The organism is Rahnella victoriana, assembly GCF_021276285.1.
Classification (GTDB): domain Bacteria; phylum Pseudomonadota; class Gammaproteobacteria; order Enterobacterales; family Enterobacteriaceae; genus Rahnella; species Rahnella victoriana.
In genome coordinates, this window is the sequence record NZ_CP089919.1 from 3,975,115 (window position 1) to 3,995,186 (window position 20,072).

General features: G+C 54.7%; 17 protein-coding genes. 11 read left to right on the plus strand and 6 right to left on the minus strand.

Going from position 1 to position 20,072, the window contains the following annotated elements; genetic code table 11:
* Positions 1 to 12 precede the first annotated feature (12 nt).
* Both J9880_RS18370 and J9880_RS18375 read left to right on the plus strand, forming a co-directional pair.
* Positions 13 to 1,758: an MFS transporter gene (locus tag J9880_RS18370; RefSeq protein ID WP_119826050.1), complete on the plus strand. Its 1,746-nt coding sequence runs from the start codon at positions 13 to 15 to the stop codon at positions 1,756 to 1,758.
* Positions 1,759 to 1,806: 48 nt separating this feature from the next.
* Positions 1,807 to 2,859 carry an HlyD family secretion protein gene (locus tag J9880_RS18375; protein WP_232769736.1) on the plus strand — a complete coding sequence of 351 codons (1,053 nt, stop codon included), beginning with the start codon at positions 1,807 to 1,809 and terminating at the stop codon, positions 2,857 to 2,859.
* On the opposite strand, the gene J9880_RS18380 is transcribed toward J9880_RS18375, so the two are convergent.
* Together J9880_RS18380 and J9880_RS18385 are read right to left on the minus strand one after the other, a co-directional pair.
* Positions 2,849 to 3,877: an isopenicillin N synthase family dioxygenase gene (locus J9880_RS18380; RefSeq protein ID WP_232769737.1), complete on the minus strand. Its 1,029-nt coding sequence runs from the start codon at positions 3,875 to 3,877 to the stop codon at positions 2,849 to 2,851. The two genes, J9880_RS18375 and J9880_RS18380, sit on opposite strands and share 11 nt — an antisense overlap.
* Positions 3,878 to 4,020: 143 nt before the next feature.
* The gene (locus J9880_RS18385; RefSeq protein ID WP_119826047.1) at positions 4,021 to 4,899 is read right to left on the minus strand and encodes an NAD(P)-dependent oxidoreductase; all 879 of its coding nucleotides are present in this window, start codon (positions 4,897 to 4,899) and stop codon (positions 4,021 to 4,023) included.
* A gap of 219 nt (positions 4,900 to 5,118) precedes the next feature.
* Here J9880_RS18385 and J9880_RS18390 point away from each other — a divergent pair, with 219 nt between their 5' ends.
* Together J9880_RS18390 and J9880_RS18395 are read left to right on the plus strand one after the other, a co-directional pair.
* The gene (locus J9880_RS18390) at positions 5,119 to 5,490 is read left to right on the plus strand and encodes a protein YebF (RefSeq protein WP_131692793.1); all 372 of its coding nucleotides are present in this window, start codon (positions 5,119 to 5,121) and stop codon (positions 5,488 to 5,490) included.
* 680 nt (positions 5,491 to 6,170) lie between these two features.
* Complete coding sequence (locus tag J9880_RS18395) at positions 6,171 to 6,437, plus strand: DUF3811 domain-containing protein (RefSeq protein WP_095922033.1); 267 nt, start codon at positions 6,171 to 6,173, stop codon at positions 6,435 to 6,437.
* 51 nt (positions 6,438 to 6,488) lie between these two features.
* On the opposite strand, the gene J9880_RS18400 is transcribed toward J9880_RS18395, so the two are convergent.
* Together J9880_RS18400 and J9880_RS18405 are read right to left on the minus strand one after the other, a co-directional pair.
* A complete protein-coding gene (locus J9880_RS18400) occupies positions 6,489 to 8,108 on the minus strand; it encodes a rhodanese-like domain-containing protein (protein WP_131692792.1) in 1,620 nt (539 codons plus the stop codon).
* The gene (locus tag J9880_RS18405) at positions 8,101 to 8,706 is read right to left on the minus strand and encodes a cysteine dioxygenase family protein (RefSeq protein ID WP_095922031.1); all 606 of its coding nucleotides are present in this window, start codon (positions 8,704 to 8,706) and stop codon (positions 8,101 to 8,103) included. The genes J9880_RS18400 and J9880_RS18405 overlap by 8 nt, the downstream gene beginning before the upstream one ends.
* Before the next feature lie 183 nt (positions 8,707 to 8,889).
* Here J9880_RS18405 and J9880_RS18410 point away from each other — a divergent pair, with 183 nt between their 5' ends.
* The 6 genes from J9880_RS18410 (at position 8,890) to J9880_RS18435 (ending at position 14,442) form a co-directional block, all read left to right on the plus strand.
* Positions 8,890 to 9,807, plus strand: coding sequence for a LysR family transcriptional regulator (locus J9880_RS18410; protein WP_131692790.1), 918 nt, complete (start codon positions 8,890 to 8,892; stop codon positions 9,805 to 9,807).
* Between the two features lie 83 nt (positions 9,808 to 9,890).
* The gene (locus J9880_RS18415; protein WP_095922029.1) at positions 9,891 to 10,289 is read left to right on the plus strand and encodes a YgiW/YdeI family stress tolerance OB fold protein; all 399 of its coding nucleotides are present in this window, start codon (positions 9,891 to 9,893) and stop codon (positions 10,287 to 10,289) included.
* A 742-nt stretch (positions 10,290 to 11,031) separates the two neighbouring features.
* Positions 11,032 to 12,129 (plus strand): LLM class flavin-dependent oxidoreductase, encoded by a 1,098-nt coding sequence (locus tag J9880_RS18420; protein ID WP_232769738.1) that lies wholly within the window; start codon positions 11,032 to 11,034, stop codon positions 12,127 to 12,129.
* Between the two features lie 9 nt (positions 12,130 to 12,138).
* Entirely contained in the window at positions 12,139 to 13,077 is a 939-nt protein-coding gene (locus J9880_RS18425) for an ABC transporter substrate-binding protein (RefSeq protein ID WP_095922027.1), read from the plus strand.
* 148 nt (positions 13,078 to 13,225) lie between these two features.
* Positions 13,226 to 13,453 carry a hypothetical protein gene (locus tag J9880_RS18430; protein ID WP_015697366.1) on the plus strand — a complete coding sequence of 76 codons (228 nt, stop codon included), beginning with the start codon at positions 13,226 to 13,228 and terminating at the stop codon, positions 13,451 to 13,453.
* A gap of 134 nt (positions 13,454 to 13,587) precedes the next feature.
* Positions 13,588 to 14,442, plus strand: a complete 855-nt coding sequence (locus J9880_RS18435; RefSeq protein WP_232769739.1) for a pirin family protein — start codon at positions 13,588 to 13,590, stop codon at positions 14,440 to 14,442.
* Positions 14,443 to 14,496: 54 nt separating this feature from the next.
* Here J9880_RS18435 and oxlT read toward each other — a convergent pair whose 3' ends face one another.
* Both oxlT and J9880_RS18445 read right to left on the minus strand, forming a co-directional pair.
* Positions 14,497 to 15,765 carry an oxalate/formate MFS antiporter gene (gene oxlT / locus J9880_RS18440; protein ID WP_133823793.1) on the minus strand — a complete coding sequence of 423 codons (1,269 nt, stop codon included), beginning with the start codon at positions 15,763 to 15,765 and terminating at the stop codon, positions 14,497 to 14,499.
* 252 nt (positions 15,766 to 16,017) lie between these two features.
* Positions 16,018 to 17,187, minus strand: coding sequence for a serine hydrolase (locus tag J9880_RS18445; RefSeq protein WP_131692784.1), 1,170 nt, complete (start codon positions 17,185 to 17,187; stop codon positions 16,018 to 16,020).
* 459 nt (positions 17,188 to 17,646) lie between these two features.
* Here J9880_RS18445 and J9880_RS18450 point away from each other — a divergent pair, with 459 nt between their 5' ends.
* Positions 17,647 to 19,953: an FdhF/YdeP family oxidoreductase gene (locus J9880_RS18450; protein ID WP_232769740.1), complete on the plus strand. Its 2,307-nt coding sequence runs from the start codon at positions 17,647 to 17,649 to the stop codon at positions 19,951 to 19,953.
* Positions 19,954 to 20,072 lie beyond the last annotated feature (119 nt).

Here is a 20,072-nt window from a genome sequence, read left to right on the forward strand (position 1 = left end):
CAAGGCATAACGATGACGACGGGTTCTGATTCAGATGTCCGGCAGGATGCCGGTGAATTATCAACACGGGATGCATCACCACAAAAAAGCCAGCCTGCACCGCCCGAAGTACCGAAAGCCGATACGCCGCCCCCGGTGCCGCCGTCGCAGCATCACCCTTTTGCCGTTCAGGTCAGCACCTGGCTCTGGCAATTTCCGCGTTTGAGGATTGGGGTTTATGCGCTGGCGTCGCTGATTATCGGCATGACGCAGGGGCTGGGGATCAATCTGGTCAGCTCAAATCTGCCGGGCATTCAGGGTTCGCTGGGGATTTCCAATGTGGAAAGTTACTGGCTGGTCGCCGCCTATACCGCCACCAGCGTCACCGGTACGATCCTGTTATACAAAATCCGCACCCAGTTTGGTTTCCGTCGTTTCGGCGAGTATGGCCTGTTGTTTTTTGCCGTCGCCTCGATGGCGCAAACTTTCACGCATGATTTCCAGACCGCACTGGCCGTGCGGGCAGTGATGGGTTTTGCCATGGCGTCGCTCGGTCCGCTGGCGTTGTTTTATATGTTTGAGATTTTCCCGCCCGCCAAAAAGCTGACGGCAGGATTGTGTTTCGGGCTGGCGGGGAGTCAGATTGCCCTGCCGGTGTCGCGGATTATCTCGCCGCATCTGTTAGATCTCGGGCACTGGCATCAGCTGACGACGCTGGAATCCGGTCTGTCGCTGATCTGTCTGACGATTATCTGGATTTTGCCGCTGACGCATCCGCCCCGGGTGAAAGTTTTCGAGCGGACGGACTGGATCAGTTATCCGCTGATCGCCACGGCCGTGGCCTGTATGTCGGTGGTGCTGACCATGGGCCGCTATTACTGGTGGCAGGAAAAAGACTGGATTGGCGAAGTGCTGGTGGTCGGAATCATCGCGCTGATGCTCTCTTTTATGGTCGAGCTGAAGCGTAAAAATCCGATCATTGATTTGCGCTGGCTGATGACGCCGGAAATGCTGCTGTTCACCGGCTCAATGTTGTTTGTGCGCATGCTGCTTTCCGAACAGACCACCGGCATGGTCGGCTTTCTGAATCTGGTCGGGCTGCTCAATGACCAACTGGTGACGTTGTTTTGTGTGATCCTCGGCGCGACTTTCGCCGGACTGGTGGTGGTCAGCATCATTCACAAAGCCAACCGGATTGTTTATATCCATCTGTTTTCCATAGCCCTGATCGCCGTCGCCTCGTTTATGGATGCCCATTCCACCGTGGATACGCGCCCTGAACAGTTTTATCTGACGCAGGGAATGATTGCCTTTGCCGGGGCGATTTTCCTGCCGACCTCACTGTGGCTTGGGTTTATCCGCGCATTGCAGTTTGGTCAGAGTCAGATCATCAGTTTTATTCTGGTGTTTCTCTCCACCCAGAACGTCGGCGCACAAGTTGGCAGCGCCTTCCTCGGGACTGTTCAGATCCTGCGGGAGAAATTTCATTCCAGCGCGCTGGTAGAAAATATCAGCCTGCAAAATCCGTTAGTGGTCGAGCGCGTTTCTCAATACAGCCATTTTCTGAAACCGGTGTTAAACGACGGCACGCAACTGAGCGCCGAAGGTCTGGCACAACTGAGTCAGAAAGTGACACAGCAGGCCGGATTGCTGGCCTACAACGATGTTTTTTTGGTGGTGTTTTACATGTCGCTGGGCTGTTTTGCCGTGCTTTGCGCGCACATTATTGTCGGACGGATCCAGACGAAAAGACGCGAAGCCACTGAGGCTGTCGCCTGAATCACTCGCTTTTACAGATGAACAAAAAAGAGTCACGCGGAAAAACTGATGAAAAATATCTTTCGTTATCCATCCATTATTGTGGTGCTTTGCCTCGGGATTATCGGGGTCATGATTGTGTTATACAGCTGGCAATTATTCCCTTTCAACTCGCAGGTTGAAACGACGGATAACGCCTATGTGCGCGGTAATGTCACCCTGCTCAGCCCGCAGGTTTCCGGCTATGTCACTGACGTCAGCGTGCAGGATTTCATGGCGGTTAAAAAAGGCGATGTGCTGTTTGTGATCGATGACAGCACCTACCGTCAGGAGTTGTTACAGGCCGAAGCGGCCGCCGCACAGGCGAAGGTTTCACTGCAAAATGTGGAGCAGAATCGTGCATCGCGCGCTGCCAGCCTGCAACTGGCCGATGCCGAACTGCAAAGTGCTCAGGCCACGCAAAGTAAGGCCGCGCTGGATACAGGACGTAACGGGCCGCTGCTGGAGAAAGGGCTGGTTTCCAAAACCACCGGTGATGAACTTCACGCCGCGTTGCTGACCGCACAGGCCAATGTCGCCAAAGCCCGCGCCTCAGTGAATATTGCCCGTCAGGATCTGGCGTTAGTCGATACCAATAAGGCTTCGCTGGCGGCGGCGTTAAAGGCCGCAGAAGCCAAAGTTCAGGTGGCGCAAATCAATCTGCAACATACCAAGATCATTGCGCCGTCAGACGGACAGCTCGGGGAAGTCAGCGCGCGTCTCGGGCAATATGTCAGTGCCGGAACACAACTGACGTCCATCACCCCCAAAATGGTCTGGGTAACGGCGAATTTTAAAGAGCGTCAGCTGGCGGGTATGGCGGTTGGCACACCGGCCTCTTTCACCGTCGATGCGCTGAACGATCATCCGTTTAAAGGCCACGTGGTGCGGATCTCGCCAGCGGCAGGTTCGGAATTTAGCGTACTGAAAGCGGATAACGCGACCGGTAACTTTACCAAGATTTCGCAGCGTATCGCGGTGAGGATTGAACTGGAACCGGGGCAATCGCAAAGTGAGCAACTGCGTCCGGGCATGTCGACGGTGGTCAGCGTCGATACCGCCCAGGCAGCGGTCAGCCAGTAATTTCAGCGCCGACAATGTCGGCGTAATAACGCTGCGCCACATCAGGATGTGAGCGCAGCCGCCCTTTCAGATAGTTGAAACCCACGTCGCGGAATAACGGATTGAGCGGATCACTGGCCCCGCCCCGCGCTTCTTTTGCCAGACTGTCGGGCAGCGGAAATAACGGCACCACGGCATCCAATTGCGCCCCGAGGAAAAAGGCCAGCGACAGGCGTTCACCGCCCTCTGGCGGCGACACCACGCGGTGCACGGTGGCCCGCAGATAACCGTTGGTGGCCAGCTCGAGCAACTCACCGATATTCACCACCAGCGTACCGGGAACCGGCAACGCATCCACCCACTGACCTTCCTCGACTTCCACCTGCAAGCCACGCTGTTCATCCTGTAGCAAGAAACTGAGGAAACCGGAATCCTTATGCGCGCCGACACCCTGATTGCCACTGCCTTGCGCGCGTCCCGGATAGCGGATCAGTTTGATGTGTTCGTTGGGCTTTTCGCCATACAGCGGATCAAACGCCTCTTCGGGTAATTTCAACGCCAGCGCAAAGGCACGTAAAAGACGCAGCGACATCGCCGTCATTTCCCGTTGCCAGTGCAGCAATAACGGACGTAATTCCGGCAGCGCCTCCGGCCACTGATTAGGGCCTTGCAACCGCGCCCATGCTGGTGTGTCCGCGGTGACCGGCAATGCCGTACGCTCAGCCCCGAGATCAAACTGTTCACGCCAGTCCGGCTGACCCCGGGTAATTTCGGAAGCGGCACGGTTATAGCCACGAAAATGGGAGGAATTGATCATCGCCACCGCCAACTTATCCTCTTCCGGCAAGGCAAAAAATTCCCGCGCGACCCGCTGAACATCCTTCAGCAGTTGTGCGTCAACGCCATGATTTTTGAGATAGAAGAAACCAATTTCACGGGCGGCATAACGTAATTGTTCAAGGAATTCTTCACGCTGTTCCGGCGAGGCGGAAAACTGACTGAAGTCGATCAGCGGGATAAGGGTTGATGTCTGGCTCATACAGGCTCCGCAAGGATGTTATCTACATGACGCCACGCTAACACAGCGGCGGAACGGATAACCAATAGCCAGATGGACTGATTTATACGCAGGGGTTATGAATGATTTTTGTTAAAAGACTGCCCGTCCGTGGGCAGGACGATCTATTTGTTACCAAGGTAGCGATAAACCACCGCCAGATCCTGATCGCCATACCCGCCGTCGACCGCGCTTTGCCAGGTCTGACTGATACGTTTCATCACCGGTAATTCAAGATTTTTGCCCGCATCGAGGGCGAGATTAATATCTTTCAGCGCCCAGGTCAGCTGCATCTGCGGGGTGTAATCGCCGCTTTTGAACATCTCCATTTTGCCTTTGATATAAGGGGCCGCCAGCGGACCGCCTTCCAGCACATTCCACAGATCATCGGCCGTGAACCCCAGTTCTTCGGCCAGTTGCGTGCTTTCCGCGATCCCTTCCATCATGGCGATCAGCCAGGCATTCACCACCAGCTTCATTTTCGATGCACGCCCGGCCTCACCCAGCCATTTGGTGGCTTTGGAAATGGCCGCAAACACCGGCTCAATTGCCGGTGCAGCGTCGCGATCGCCGCTGGCCAGTACCACAATCTGCGCCTGTTCGGCCGGTGCTTTGGTACCGGACACCGGCGCATCAAGGAACACCACGTCCGGACGTTGCTGTTTGATCAGCGCAATCAGAGATCCCGTCCCTTCCACGCCCAGCGTGCCCATCTGGGCAATAATACCGCCCTGTTTCAGACCGGCGAGCAAACCGTTATCGCCCTGATAAACCTCAAGAGACGTTTTGGCATCCGCTAACATGGTGATGACCACATCAGCGCCTTCAGCCGCTTCACGCGGCGTCTGCCCCAATGTCGCCCCGGCGGCAACCAGCGAATCTGCCCGCGTGGCGGTACGGTTCCATACGCGGGTGGTGAAGCCCTTTTTAATCAGGTTTGCGGCAAATGCATGCCCCATCGCGCCCAGACCCAGTACCGCGACGATCGGTTGTTGCTGACTCATGCCTTACTCCTTGTGTTAATAATAACGGTATCAAAAAGGCTAACACCGCCGTTCTGCTGGCGGTATTGGCTTCTGTAAGCGAATGCAACAGAAAGGCTGATATTACTTAACCTCTGCTGACTAACTGGCGTAACATACGCGCTTTCGCGCCTGGGATGGATATTGATTTATTCAGGCAGATTATGATTTGACTGATAATTTTCAGGAGTAGCAAGCATTATGAGTAAAGTCGTTTTAATCGGGATCGTTTCGGTCATTTTCCTGCTGATGGTGCTGATGCTGGGATCGGTCTATGTCTATCCATGGTGGATGCAGCGTTCCACAGAAGGCGCGTGTGCTGAAATCAGCAAAAACAATGCCATTGATACCGTCACCCGTGACTACATGGAAAACCGCATCCCGAACTGGGGGAATGATAAAGACAATATGGGCACCTCCGTGCCGGTACTGAATTTCATCAGCGACGACGCCAAAGAAGACAAAGGGACATATCACATCCCGTTCAGTGCGAAAGGTCCCGATGGCACCCTGAGCTATGTCGCGCACTTTAACTGTTCGAATCACTACGTGAAGTATTCGACGGTAGAATAAATCCATACGGGCATCTTGGGGGTGGCCGCCCAGACGGGCCTTTTTTAAGGTCAAGGTCAACACCGTGGGCGTCGGCCCACACCGACTTGGGGGCGGCTTATCGCCGCCGCCCCCAAGACCCCCGGGCTCTTTCACTGCGCGCTACCGCTCAAGACTATGTTTCAGAAAGCCATGTGATAGCCGCAAAATCCCGCCGCTGCGCGGTGCCCTCCGTTCGGGTTACAACCCGCGTAAAAAGACACGCGGTTTTCCACCTCTCCTCCGGCGTGATTTTGGAACCGGCCTGCGGCTTCTACTGCGCAACCTTACTGATTTTGTCTTTAAAAAAAGCCAGAGGCGATTCAGAAATCTTGCTGAACGGAGCGGCTTCGAGACCTGTGGCTCGAAGACCGAGAGAAGGCACCGCGCAGCGGCAAGATTTCCAGCCTGTCACTGTGGTAACTGAAACATAGTATCCAGCGACAGCGCGCAGTTAAAAAAAGCGCGGAGTCCAGAGGCCCGCGCGTTACCGGGTCTCTGGTCGGTGTGGGCCGACGCCCACGGTCTTGAATTTGACCTTGAAAGGCAAGCCCGTTTGGCTGCCAAACCCAAGATTTTGATTTTAAAGTCGCCCGTTGCAGCGACTCCTGCAACCATTTCGACTACACTGGTAGCCACTTTCCTCTCAGGACGCAGTAACCATGAAAAGACTGACCCAACAAGATATGACGGAAAGCGAACAGCGTGAGTTGAAAACACTGCTGGATAAAGCCCGCAAGGCGCAGGGCCGTGAGCTGACGAATTCGGAAAATAACCGGATCAAAGATGACTACATCGACAAACTGATGGAAGAAAAAGAAAAAGTCGCTGCCAGAGCGCGTGCTGAAAAGCGCCGTAATAAAGCCGTTCCAAGTACGTCGGCAACGTATGACTGGACCGCACGTACCCATCCGCGTGGCCGCCGTTAAGCAGTAACTGATCCTCTGCGTGCCTTACGCAGAGGTCTCAGTATGAAGACATTATCCCTCCAGCAATCTGAAGCCGTGTGTCCCGTCTTTTTCCAGTTGTGCAACCAGTCCGTATTCCCAGTCCAGATAATCCTGCATCGCCTGCGGGCTGACATCTGTGCCTTCATACGGGCGACGATAGCGATCCTGTGCATTATCCAGATACGGCGAATCTCCGCGTTCCAGCAGCAGACCATTATCAATCCAGCCCACCGTGCCTTTCTCCAGCAGGTACACCGTTTTGCCGGTCAGCGCAGCGACTTCCGTGACAGCGTAACGTGCCAGTAAACCGCTGGTGCAGGTGACGACCCACCTTTCCTTTTCCGGCTGTGAGGCAATCACCTGCGGGATATTGCCTCTTGTCGTCCAGATAGCACCCGGAATGCGACGGTTGCGGAAATTCGCGCTGGTGGTCAGATCAATAACACCGGTTTTGCCGTCGCTCAGCCAGCTGAGTAACTGTTCAGGTTTAACGGATTCTACCGCCGGTGCAGGGGCAACCTGCGCTTTCCAGTCACCGGTTTGTGTAAAGTCCTCCGTGCCGGTTTCTGCGATATACACTTCCCAGTTCATTTGCGCCAGCCAGGATGCCGCCATACGGGCGCGCACCCCGTCGTTATCGGCCAGTACGACCCGCGCACCGCGAACCGTGGCGTAGTGATCGGTTTCCTGAACCAGTTGTCCACCGGGAACATGCCGCGCACCGGATAAATGCCCTGCCCGAAATTCCTCCGCGGTACGCACGTCAAAAAGATAAAGTGTGCGTGACGTATCCTGCTGCCAGTCGGCGATTTGTGACAGCGTCACGGAGCGCACACCCGCGCGGATCCCCAGCGCCTGCGCACCTTTCATGGCAATCCGGCGGGAATCCTCACTCAGCGCAGGAAACTGTTTATGTTGCAGATGCGAAAGTGCTTGTCCCGCCAGCGTCCAGCCAATCGTACCATTACGCAAGGCCGCGACAGGCTGCTTTACCCCGGCATTAATCAGCGACTGAGTGCCAATAATGCTGCGGGTGCGTCCGGCGCAATTGACGATAATCTGGGCGTTTGGGTCTGGCACCACATCCTTCAGCCGCAGTACCAGTTCGCCGCCCGGCACACTGACACCGCCGGGAATACTCATCGCCTGAAACTCATCAAAACGACGGACATCCAGCACCGCGAGGTTAGCGCCCTGCTGTTGCAAAGCCAGCACCTGCTCCGCGCTCAGTGACGGCGTGTCATAATGATGCTCAACCCACTCACCGAATGCCTTGCTGGGCGCATTCACATCAATAAAGATCTCACCGCCAGCTTCTTTCCATCCCGCCAGATCGCCCGCCAGTAAGGCAATATCCTGATAGCCCAGCGATGTCAGCAAAGCGGCGGCGCGTGTGGTTTTCCGCTGACCACGTTGCTGGTCGTAAAATTCACCGTTGTCATACAGCGTGATGGCTGTCCGGCGATTCGGTACGCGATCGAGTATTTCCAGTTCCAGCTTTGAGAGTGCCAGATTAGCCGCGAATAACGGATGGCCGGTGGCAAACGCCGCTTCTTCACGGAGGTCGATCAGTGCCACTTCCCGCCCTTCACGCAAGGCATCACGCAGCTGGGCAAAATGACGCAAAGGTAATGCCGATGAATCAGTCATGATTTTTCTCTTTTGACAGGTCCCAGAGGTTGGGAAGATAAGCACTGGAATAACCGGAAATGAACGTTTTTTCGCTCCCGTCTGGCTGATACACCGCACGGGATACCGCACCGATATTGTCGCCATAGACATGAATACTGACCGACACCCGATCCGGATACGCATTGCTGACCTGATGAATATCCAGCTGGTCGGGCGCAATTTTTTCGACATCTCCCGGTTGCAGGGTGATGGCCTTTCCTTCGGGTTGCAGATTGCCGTCCGGATGGCGGCTGTAGTTCTGGCTGATTTCCGCGCCGCGCAGCATACCGATCAGCCCCCAGACGCGGTGATCGTGGATCGGTGTTTTTTGCCCCGGTCCCCAGACAAAACTCACCACAGAAAAGCGGGACAGCGGATCGGCATACAGCAGGTATTGCTGATAATGCTCGGGGTGCGGCTGCGCGAATTCATCCGGCAGCCAGCTGTCGCCTGCGATCAGGGTCGCCAGAAGTTCGCTGCCCTGCCTCAGGGTTTCCGTTTGTCCGTGCGGTGCCTGCACCAGCCGGGTGAAATCTGCCAGAAATTGCCGCAGCGGCGCTAGCTGTAACCTGCTCATCACTCACCTCTTTTCTTAACTGCCGTCTGTATTCCCTTCAGGCTAGCACCGGCGAAACTCAAGCAAAATTCATTTTATGGATAAGCTAATATGCAAATCACACATAAAAATGTGCATTGGGATCCAGCGTCATGCGCATAATTGATTTATCCTGCCCTGATTCGTTACTGATACTGAGTGCCCATGAAAATTGAAGACCTGACCGCCTTTGTGGCGGTGATCCGCCTGCAATCCACCCGCCTTGCCGCTGAAGAACTGGGGCTGACACAGCCCGCCATCACCCGCCGGGTGCAAAACTTTGAGGAATCCCTGGGCATTCCCCTGCTGAACCGCCAGACCAAACCGCTGAAACCGACACTGATGGGTAACCGTGTGTATCAGCAATGTCGTCATATCCTGCGCGAGGTCGATGCGCTCAGCGATCTGGTGGCCGCTGACAGCCCGCCCTCCGGCCTGTTGCGTCTTGCCGTGCCACAAAGCCTGAGTGAAAGCAGTCTGCTGCCCGCGCTGAAAACGTTGTCTGCCCAGTTTCCTGATATCCAGCCCCGTCTTTCCAGCGGCTGGGGAGAAGAGTTGTTGCTGCGCGTACAGCAACAGGAACTGGAGGCTGCGGTGGTGTTATTCCCGGTCAGCAAGCAATTTCCGGAAGGCGTGGAAAACCAGCCGCTCGGCGCGGTGGATCTGGTGGTGGTCGGCCCGAAAGAGGCACAGGCTTTACCGCAGAGACTGGAGGAGTGTTATCAGCGCGGCTGGATCCTGAATCCGCAAGGGTGTGGTTTTCGCGCTGCCCTGCAACGGGCGCTGACCGAGCAGGGTTTGCCGTTGCTGATTAATCTCGAGGCGTTCGGCACCACGCTGCAACTTTCGCTGATCGCCGAAGGCCGTGGCCTCGGGCTGATGCCCCGCGCACTGGTGGAACATCACGCCCTGCGCCCGGATCTGGCGATTTATGCCCTGAAAGATTTTGCGCCACGCAGCCAGTTGTGGCTGATCTACCCGAATGTTCCGGCAAGCCAGATACCGGCCATTGATGCCTTTGCGGCGGCGATTGCGCAGGGTCTGGATTTACCGATACACAGCGCAAACAGTCTTCGGGAATAATCTGGAACCGCTCCGTTTGCTAGTAAAACAGTTATTTTCTGCCATGCTTTTTATTACCGGAAATAAGGCAGAGGATATTAAAAATGAAATCATGGATTATTATTTTGCTGGCCGCCTGTGCAATCAACACGCAGGTCATGGCCGATACCGGCGGCGGATTCAAAAATGACGACACACCGCCGCCGCAGCACGAACAGGACAGCGGTCAGCGTGGTATGCAGGATGCCCACACCAATAATGTTGCCAGGATCAAGAAAACTCAGTCACTCAACTGGGTGACGGTTGAAGGGTATTTAATTAAAAAAACCGGCGAGAATTCTTATATTTTCCGTGACCAGACCGGCACGATGGATGTGCATATTAAGCAATCCGCCTGGAACGGTCAGGAAATAACCCCCGCCGATATCGTCAGCCTGAGTGGTCGCACCGAGAAAAAAGGGCACGATATTGTGTTGAATGCAGAACAGTTACGGAAACAGTAAATGTTGTTTTTTTTGGGTTGCCACCCAAACGGGCCTTTTTAAGGTCAAGGTCAAGGTCAAGGTCGTGGGCGTCGGCCCACACCGACTTGGGGGCGGCCTGTCGCCGCCGCCCCCAAGACCCCCGGGCTCTTTCACTGCGCGCTACCGCTCAAGACTATGTTTCAGAAAGCACTGTGACAGCCGCAAAATCCCGCCGCTGCGCGGTGCCCTCCCATCGGGTTACAACCCGCGTAAAAAGACACGCGGTTTTCCACCTCTCGTCCGGCGTGATTTTGGAACCGGCCTTAAGTTTCTACTGCGCAACCTTACTGATTTTGTCTTTTAAAAAAAGCCTGAGGCGATTCAGAAATCTTGCTGAACGGAGCGGCTTCGAGACCTGTGGCTCGAAGACCGAGAGAAGGCACCGCGCAGCGGCAAGATTTCCAGCCTGTCACTGTGGTATCTGAAACATAGTGTCCAGCGATAGCGCGCAGTTAAAAAAGCGCGGAGTCCAGAGGCCCGCGCGTTACCGGGTCTCTGGTCGGTGTGGGCCGACGCCCACGGTCTTGACCTTGAACTTGAACTTGAACTTGAACTTAAAAGCCGGTTTGGGTAGCAAACCCAACCCCTCCCATTTATGCACATATTTTATATTAGCTTATGAGAATAATGAATTTCTCACATAGTAAGTTGCCGTTTATGGTGATAACTCCTGCCAGCGCAGACTTTCATCCGCTGGCCTCACCCCGAGGAGTGACAGCCTATGAGCGTGCAATTTATTGGTATGATCGGCCACCGTCTGGCATCTGAAATCATCCCGCCGTCCGGACCGATTTTCGATAAAAAATACATCTCTGATTTTGCCAAAGCCCATGAAGATGCCGGTTTTGACCGTATTCTGGTGGCGTATGCCTCCGACCAGCCCGATGCCTTTCTGGTGACCGCCCATGCCGGTGCCAGCACTTCCCGTATTCATTTCCTGCTCGCGCACCGTCCGGGGTTTGTCGCGCCGACACTGGCCGCCCGTAAACTGGCAACACTCGATCATCTGCTCGATGGCCGCGTGGCGGTACATATCATCAGCGGTGGCAGCGATGCGGAACAGCGCCGTGACGGGGATTATGTGGCGAAATCTGGCCGTTATCAGCGTACCGATGAATACATCGATGTGCTGAAACAGAGCTGGTATTCAGAAACCGGCTTTGATCATCAGGGCGAGTTTTATCAGGCTGAAAACGCCTTCTCCGCCATTAAGCCTTATCAGAAAAAACTTCCGGTGTTTTTTGGCGGGTCATCTGAGGATGCCATTCGCGTAGCCGGTAAACAGGCCGACGTGTTTGCGCTGTGGGGTGAACCGCTGGCCAGTGCGGCTGAAACCGTCGCAGCCGTGAAAGCCTCTGCGGCACAACATCAGCGTGACATCAGCTTCAGTATTTCCTTCCGCCCGATCCTGGGGAAAACCGAAGAAGAAGCCTGGGCGAAAGCAGATCAGATCCTGGAGAAAGCCCGGGCGCAGCAGGCGGAAAAAGGTCAGGCGCTGGCACCGAAACCGCAAAGTGTCGGTGCGCAGCGGTTGCTGAATGCCGTCGCGCAGGGTGATCGTCTGGACGATTGCCTGTGGACTGGGATTGCCGGACTGATTGGGGGCGGTTCCAACTCCACCGCGCTGGTCGGCACGCCGGAACAGGTCTCGGATGCGCTGCTGAAATATTACGAACTGGGCATCACCACCTTCCTGATCCGTGGCTTTGATCCGCTCAATGACGCCGTGGAATACGGTAAAAGCCTGATCCCTCTGACGAAGCAGAAAATCGCCGCGCGGGAAGCCCAAAAAGACACTGCTGCAACGGCACTGAGTTAAGGAAACCCGATGCGACTGAATGTGAGAAATCTTCTGCTACTGGTCACACTGACCGGTGCGGTGTCCGCCACACAAGCGGAACAAGTTACCCTGCGGGTCGCCGATCAGAAAGGCAACATGCGGGCACAGCTGGAAGCGGCAAATAAACTTGATAACCTGCCCTACAAAATTGAATGGTCAGAATTCCCGGCGGCGGCACCCTTAGCCGAAGCCCTGAACGCGCAGGCCGTGGATGTCGGTATTATTGGCGATGCGCCCTTGTTATTTGCAGAAGCCGCCGGTGCGCAGGTAAAAGCCATCGCGGTCGATAAGTCAGATGCCTACGGCACGGCGCTGCTGGTGAAACCCGACAGCCCGATAAAAAGCGCAGCGGATCTGAAAGGCAAAAGTATCGCCACCAACCGGGGATCAATCGGACATTTCGTCGCCCTGAAAGCACTGGCTTCCGCCGGGCTGAGCGCCAAAGACGTCACCTTCCGTTTCCTGCCGCCAAGCGATGCGAAACTGGCGCTGACGCAGGGTTCCGTGGATGTCTGGGCAACCTGGGAACCTTATACCGCGTTTGCTGAAACGCAGGATCATCTGCGGGTTGTGGTGAATGGCCGTGGATTGTGGTCGGGTAACAGTTTCCTCGCCGCGACAGATACGGCGCTGAAAGATCCGGCAAAGCGTCAGGCCATTGCGGACTATCTGCAACGCCTGAGTGATTCACAAATCTGGGCATATAAAAATCTGGATGCTTACAGCGAGAAACTGGCGAAAATTATCGGCTTCCCGCTGGATGCCGCGAAACTGGGGTTCGAACGTCGTCAATCATACTGGCAGGCGATCGATGCCGCGACCGAAACACAGCAACAACAGACGGCTGATTTCTATCATGCGCAGGGATTATTACCCGTCGCGCTGAATGTCAAAGGTACCTTTGACCATTCGTTCCTGTTGAAATAATCCGCGGATGCGGGAGCTCTGGTTTATCGCCGGAGCTCTTGTTTTAAAACACGTTCCGTAAACTGTGAACTGCCACCCTGTTAGAAAATGCCAGACGTGGTTAATAGAAGACGTCGCCCGAAATCAGGCTTAGCTAACAGGATACAGCATGGAAAATTACGCCAATAAAAGCGGTGATTCACAGGTTGTCAGCTTCCAGATTGATGCCAACTCGATCAAAGTACGTTTCAAAAACAATCACGTTTATCTCTACGACATCCGCCATCCTGGCCCGGAACATCTCGAAAAAATGAAGGAACTCGCCCGCGCCGGATGGGGGTTAAACACCTACATTGAAAGCGAAGTGAAAACGGATTTTTCTTCCAAAGTGTTCTGACCGGTCGGGGCGACAGTGAGCCGGTCGCCCCGCTGCTTCTGCCTGACTTACAGCTTGTTAACATTCCTCTGTGACAACCTCTGCAAACCCCGCTAGTCTTCGTAAAAAGCCCAATGTTTTCCCGGAGCATCACCATGACCCGTAAAATTGTTCAGCAATACAAAGCCTATCGCGATGATATTCGTGATTTGCAAACCCGCCGTCCAGTGCCCGGACCGCAGCTGGAACAACTGGATCCATTCCTGTTTCTCAATCATCACGGCCCGCAGGTTTACGCGCCGGATAATCTCGGCCTGCCTTTTGGCCCGCACCCGCACCGCGGTTTTGAAACCGTGACCTTTATCCTGCGGGGGGAACTGGCGCACAGCGATACCGGCGGCCATGAGAGCGTGATCGGGCCGGGCGGCGTACAGTGGATGACTGCCGGTTCCGGTCTGATCCATTCTGAGCTGTCGCCGGAATCGTTCAAACAGACCGGTGGCGAACTGGAAATCCTGCAATTGTGGGTGAATCTGCCTTCCCGCCTGAAAATGACGGCACCGGGTTATGTCGGGTTGCAGGAGCATGACATACCGCAGATCCCGCTCAGCAAAGGTCACGGCGTGATTAACCTGATTTCCGGCACCGTGGCGGGCGTCACAGGGCCTGTGGAATCACTGACCGGCGTCACCATGATGACGGTACAGATGTCCGCAGGCAGCGAAGTCACCTTACCGGCACCGGCTGCGCGACAGGTATTCCTCTACACCGTGAAAGGCCGTCTGATCATTGATGGCATCGGGGCACAGGCCTGGCATCTGATTGAACTGGATAACAGCGAAGATCGCGTGACCATCACGGCAAAGGATGACGCGACGTTCCTGTTCGGTCACGGCGATAAAATCGATGAACCGGTGGTTTCTCACGGCCCGTTTGTGATGAACACCACGCAGGAAATCAATCAGGCGATCCTCGACTATCAGGCCGGGAAGTTTGATGTGACGTTGTGATAGTTAGAGTACGCATGGGATAACAAAGGCGCCGAATGGGCGCCTTCTGTGTTTTTACTGTGGCTCAGTTGCCGAAGCCTGCATAAATCGGGCACGCCAGGGTTTCAGTACCCACAGCGCCAGAATAGCGGTGACAAAATCTAAGGTAATGGCGCAGGTAAACACGATGTTCCAGCCGCCGGTATGCTGGTAAATCAACGCCGCCAGCGGGCCGCCAAAAATAGATCCGATACCCTGAGACATATACAACCAGCCATAGTTAGCCGTGGCATTCTGGCTGCCAAACGTGTCGGTCAGCGTTGACGGAAACAGCGAGAAAATTTCGCCCCAGCCAAAAAACACCACGCCCGAGAGCAGCACAAATAACACTGCATTATCGCGGCACATCAGCCACAAAATCATCGCGCAACCTTCAAGTGCAAAGGCGATAAACATTGTCTGCTCGCGACCAAATTTATCTGAGATAAAACCGAACAGCGGACGCGTCAGCCCGTTGGTAAAACGGTCAATGGTCAGCGCCAGCGGCAAGGCCGCCATACCAAACACCACGGCGTCAGTGATACCAAAGTCATGGGCAAACACCGCCATTTGCGACGTGACCATCAGCCCCGACGTAGACATCATTGCCATCATGAAAAACATCAGCCAGAAAAGCGGTTGTCGGAGCATTTGTTTGGGGCGGTATTGTTTGCCTTCCGTGACCACAACCGGCACATCCTGCCGGTCACTGGCAGACGGTGGCATCCGTAATCCCTGACTTGCCAAAAAACCAATCAAAGCGAAGATGATGCCAAACAGGGTCAGCGTACTTTCCAGTCCCCGGCTGGTCAGAGAGACCGATACGGGGAAAGTGGTCAGTATCGCCCCCATTCCGTAGCCTGCCGCGACCATACCTGCCGCGAAGCCTCGTTTATGCGGGAACCAGCGCACCATCAGCCCGACGACACCGACATAGACGATGCCGGTACCCAAACCGCCGATGCAGCCATACACCAGATACAGACCGGTAATGCTGCTAACTTGTGACGCCAGCACCCAGCTGAAGCCGGATAACAACGTGCCGATGGAGATCAGTTTACGCGGACCGAAACGTTCAATCAGGCTGCCCTGAAAAGGAGAAAAGAAAGTTTGCAGGATAATCAGTAACGAAAAAGTGACCTGTAATTCTGCCAGCGGTACACCCAGTTTAAGCGCCAGCGGCTTAGTCAGCAGCGTCCAGACGTATTGCGGACTGGAAATGGCTGCCATGCAAATCAGCCCCAAAATTAACTGCCGCCACCGGGTTCCGGCCGCCACTGTCATGGGCATAGGTAATGTCGTCATTCGTCATCTCCCTTATTTCCTGTCGAAGCCAGCGAAAATGGTCAGATTGCTAGCAAGAAATAAGGATTGAGCAACAACTGTGCCACATTGATTTAACTCGGTTTTCAATGAATGAAATCGGCGTCTGTGGCGGGCTGTGACAAAAAACGCCGTCACCTCCGGGGAGCAGAATGTCCAGCGATGGTGCATTAGGCACAAAAAAAGAGCCTGCTTTGCGGGCAGGCTCGGTATCTTTTTCAGAATGACGCAGGATCAGATTTTCAGTTTCACATAATCAATGGCACGGCTGATGATCCCGCCCTGCGCCACATCTTCCAGCGCCACCAGCGGCACGGTTTTGATCACTTTGCCGTTATCCACGATGTTAATATTACCCAGCTCCTGACCTTTCTTCAGCGGGGCATCGATTTGCGGATTAGTCAGCACGTACTGGGCTTTCAGCTTATCGGCATCGGCTTGCGGGACACTGATGAACACATCGCTCATGGAACCGACTTTCACCTGCGGAGCGGCACCAAACCACACGTGCTCATCCGAAACGGTCTGACCCGCTTTGAAAATCTGTTTGCTGGTGTATTCGCGGAATCCCCAGGTCAGCAGTTTACGCGCCTGTTCTTCACGGCCTTTTGAGCTTTTACCGCCCATCACCACCGCAATCAGACGACGATCGCCCTGCGTTGCCGACGCAATGATGTTGAAACCGGCGCTTTCGGTGTGACCGGTTTTCAGGCCATCTACCTGCAGGTTTTTATCCCACAGCAGGCCGTTACGGTTTTGCTGAGTGATGTTGTCATAGGTCAGCGATTTCTCGGCATACATATGATATTCCTCAGGTTCACCGCCGATAATGGCGCGTGATAGCTTCGCCAGATCATAAGAGGTAGTGTATTGTCCCGGCGCATCCAGACCGTGTACGGTTTCGAAATGGGTATTGGTCAGGCCCATGCTCACTACGTACTGATTCATCATTCCGACGAATGAATCCTGGCTGCCCGCCACGTAATCGGCCATCGCCACACAGGCGTCATTACCGGAAGTAATGATGATGCCGCGGATCAGGTCACGCACCGAAACACGGTCACCCGGTTTGAGGAACATCAGGGAAGAACCGGCCAGACTTTTATTGCCCGCAACCCAGGCTTCCTGCGGCACTGTCACCACGTCATCCATAGTGATTTTTTTGTGATCCAATGCGCGGTCAATGACATAACCTGTCATCAGTTTGGTCAGGCTGGCGGGATTACGGCGTTCGTCCGGGCTGCCCGCGGCCAGCACATCTCCGCTGGCATAATCCATCAGCACGAAAGAAGCGGCATCAATGCTCGGCGGCACAACAGGGAAATCCAGTGGCGCGATAGCTTTCGCACTGCCTGCGGAGAACATCAACACACAAGATAAGACACTCATTACACTACGTTTCACTGAATCTTCCTTAAACACGCAATATGAACGGCGCATTGATAGCTCCGGCCATATATAAAAAAACTATGGGATAAAAATCTGCGGCATAGGGTGCACTAAAACCCCTTGCAGAAAAACCCTTAGTCTTTTGCTAACCATTTCATAATGAAACGGTTCTGTTACAAGTTGTGTTAAATTCAGCCTGAAACGGTCTTTCCGCCCGCCATCAGGTTTTATTATCACAACCCGCTGTTTTGCCAGCGGATGAAAATCCCTGAACAACCCCTTTGCGGACAAGGAATTTGCGTTATTCCCCGATATTTTTCTGCGATAGATAATACTTATCGCACCATCATGGCATTCGATTAGACGTTCGCGTATCTCCCTCCTAAACTTGTGACATAAAATTAACAATCGGATTAACATTTCACCGTGCCGGTTGTTTACAGACAAGACAAAAACCACCTGCGAAGCATAACTATGAAATTCAAAACTGAGATCAAACCCTACCACGGCGCGGCCGGTGGCTGGGGTGCATTGGAATCAACCACCCGTTTCGTCTTCGACAGTAAGAAAGTCCTTTCAAACTTACGTAACCTGATGCGTGTTAACAAAGGTCGCGGTTTCGACTGCCCGGGCTGTGCCTGGGGTGACGACAATCACAGTACCTTCAGTTTCTGCGAAAACGGTGCCAAAGCCGTCAGCTGGGAAGCCACCCGCAAAGCTGTCGAACCGGAATTCTTCGCCCGGCACAGCGTCAGCAAACTGCGCGCCCAGAGCGATTACTTCCTGGAATATCAGGGTCGTCTGACTCACCCGATGCGTTACAACCGCACCACCGACCATTACGAACCTGTCAGCTGGGACGAGGCGTTCTCACTGATCGCCAGCCATCTGAAAGGACTGGAAAGCCCGGATCAGGCGGATTTCTACACCTCCGGCCGCGCCAGTAACGAAGCCTCTTATCTGTATCAGGTATTTGGCCGTATGTTCGGGACCAATAACTTCCCTGACTGTTCTAACATGTGTCACGAAGCGAGCGGCGTGGGCCTGAAACAAAGTATCGGTGTCGGTAAAGGCACCATCCGTCTGGATGACTTTGAGAAAGCCGATGCCATATTTGTCTTCGGCCAGAATCCGGGTACCAACCATCCGCGTATGCTGCACAGCCTGCGTCATGCCTCCGACCGTGGCGCAAAAGTGGTCAGCTTCAATACCCTGCGTGAACGTGGCCTGGAACGTTTTGCCGATCCGCAAAAACCGCTGGAAGTGGTGACACCGAAAGCAGGTCGCATCAGCGCCGCCTATTACCAGCCAAACCTTGGCGGTGACATGGCGGCCGTGCGCGGTATCGTGAAAGCCTTATTACAGACGCACCGCGAACGTATCGCATCCGGTCAGCCTTCCCTGTTTGATGACGAATTCATTGCGGCAAACTGTGCCGGTGTTGATGAGTATCTGGCCGTGGTCGATGCCACCAGCTGGGAAAAAATCACTGAACAGTCCGGTCTGAGCGAACAGGATTTGCGTGAAGCGGCGTCTATTTATATGAATGCTGAACGCGTGATTTGTACCTGGGCAATGGGCGTGACGCAGCATAAACACTCTGTGCCGACGGTGCGTGAAATCACCAACCTGCAACTGTTGTTTGGTCAGCTGGGTAAACCGGGCGCGGGTTTATGTCCGGTTCGTGGTCACAGTAATGTGCAGGGCAACCGCACCATGGGTATCGACGAAAAAGCGCCGACCGCCCTGCTGGATGCGATGGAAAGCCACTTCAAATTCACTCCGCCACGCGTGCCGGGTCATAACACCGTTGAAGCGCTGGAAGCCATGCTGCGCAAAGAAGCCAAAGTGCTGATCTGCCTCGGCGGGAATCTGGCCGCCGCCGCACCGGATACCCCGCGTACCGAGCAGGCGCTGAGCAATCTGGATCTGTCCGTGCAAATCAGCACCAAACTGAACCGTACGCACCTGACGCCGGGCGCAGAAGCCCTGATCCTGCCGACTTTGGGTCGTACCGAGCTGGATATGCAGGCGACCGGTTCGCAGTTCATCACCGTGGAAGACTCTTTCAGCATGGTGCATGCGTCCGAAGGCGTCGGCATTCCGTTATCCAAAGAACAGCGTTCTGAAACCGCCATTGTCTGTGGTATCGCCAATGCCGTGCTGGGTGACCAATACCTTGACTGGATGGCGCTGGCTGACGATTACAATCTGATCCGCGATCACATTGAAGCCACGATCCCAGGCTTTAAAGACTTCAATACGCGCTGCGATATTAAAGGCGGTTTCTATCTGGGCAATGCGGCGGCAGAACTGAAGTTCAATACCCTGAGCGGCAAGGCCAATTTCAGCGCCGTCCCGCTGCCTGAGGTGCTGATCCCGATGGGCGATCAGAATGCGCCGTTCACCCTGCAAACGCTGCGTTCGCATGATCAGTACAACACCACCATTTACGGCCTCGATGACCGTTATCGTGGCGTGTATGGTCAGCGCGAAGTGCTGTTTATACACCCGCAGGATCTGGCCGATCTGGGCCTGAAAGACGGTGAACTGGTGGAAATCGAAACGCTGTGGAATGACGGAATCGAGCGTAAGGTGTCCGGTTTCAAACTGGTCAGCTACGATATCCCGCGCGGTAATCTGGCAGCCTATTATCCGGAAACCAATCCGCTGGTCCCGATGTCCAGTTTTGGTGATCAGACCCATACCCCAACCTCCAAAGCCGTTCCGGTGACCATCCGTCGCTGCGAACAAAAAGCCGACCTGCAACGTATCGCCTAAGCTGTCCCTGCGCGACATCGCGCAAATCTCCCCTTTCGCTTCAGGGTTATGAGGCGAAAGGGGCAGATGCCGCTTGCCCGACGGGGTCAGATCGCGTAAAACTGTCTGCCGCTAATCGA

Excerpts from the sequence above, each read along its gene's own strand:
- J9880_RS18370 (WP_119826050.1), top strand. The coding sequence starts at position 13 with ATGACGACGGGTTCTGATTCAGATGTCCGGCAGGATGCCGGTGAATTA.
- J9880_RS18375 (WP_232769736.1), top strand. The coding sequence starts at position 1,807 with ATGAAAAATATCTTTCGTTATCCATCCATTATTGTGGTGCTTTGCCTC.
- J9880_RS18380 (WP_232769737.1), bottom strand. The coding sequence starts at position 3,877 with ATGAGCCAGACATCAACCCTTATCCCGCTGATCGACTTCAGTCAGTTT.
- J9880_RS18385 (WP_119826047.1), bottom strand. The coding sequence starts at position 4,899 with ATGAGTCAGCAACAACCGATCGTCGCGGTACTGGGTCTGGGCGCGATG.
- J9880_RS18390 (WP_131692793.1), top strand. The coding sequence starts at position 5,119 with ATGAGTAAAGTCGTTTTAATCGGGATCGTTTCGGTCATTTTCCTGCTG.
- J9880_RS18395 (WP_095922033.1), top strand. The coding sequence starts at position 6,171 with ATGAAAAGACTGACCCAACAAGATATGACGGAAAGCGAACAGCGTGAG.
- J9880_RS18400 (WP_131692792.1), bottom strand. The coding sequence starts at position 8,108 with ATGACTGATTCATCGGCATTACCTTTGCGTCATTTTGCCCAGCTGCGT.
- J9880_RS18405 (WP_095922031.1), bottom strand. The coding sequence starts at position 8,706 with ATGAGCAGGTTACAGCTAGCGCCGCTGCGGCAATTTCTGGCAGATTTC.
- J9880_RS18410 (WP_131692790.1), top strand. The coding sequence starts at position 8,890 with ATGAAAATTGAAGACCTGACCGCCTTTGTGGCGGTGATCCGCCTGCAA.
- J9880_RS18415 (WP_095922029.1), top strand. The coding sequence starts at position 9,891 with ATGAAATCATGGATTATTATTTTGCTGGCCGCCTGTGCAATCAACACG.
- J9880_RS18420 (WP_232769738.1), top strand. The coding sequence starts at position 11,032 with ATGAGCGTGCAATTTATTGGTATGATCGGCCACCGTCTGGCATCTGAA.
- J9880_RS18425 (WP_095922027.1), top strand. The coding sequence starts at position 12,139 with ATGCGACTGAATGTGAGAAATCTTCTGCTACTGGTCACACTGACCGGT.
- J9880_RS18430 (WP_015697366.1), top strand. The coding sequence starts at position 13,226 with ATGGAAAATTACGCCAATAAAAGCGGTGATTCACAGGTTGTCAGCTTC.
- J9880_RS18435 (WP_232769739.1), top strand. The coding sequence starts at position 13,588 with ATGACCCGTAAAATTGTTCAGCAATACAAAGCCTATCGCGATGATATT.
- oxlT (WP_133823793.1), bottom strand. The coding sequence starts at position 15,765 with ATGACGACATTACCTATGCCCATGACAGTGGCGGCCGGAACCCGGTGG.
- J9880_RS18450 (WP_232769740.1), top strand. The coding sequence starts at position 17,647 with ATGAAATTCAAAACTGAGATCAAACCCTACCACGGCGCGGCCGGTGGC.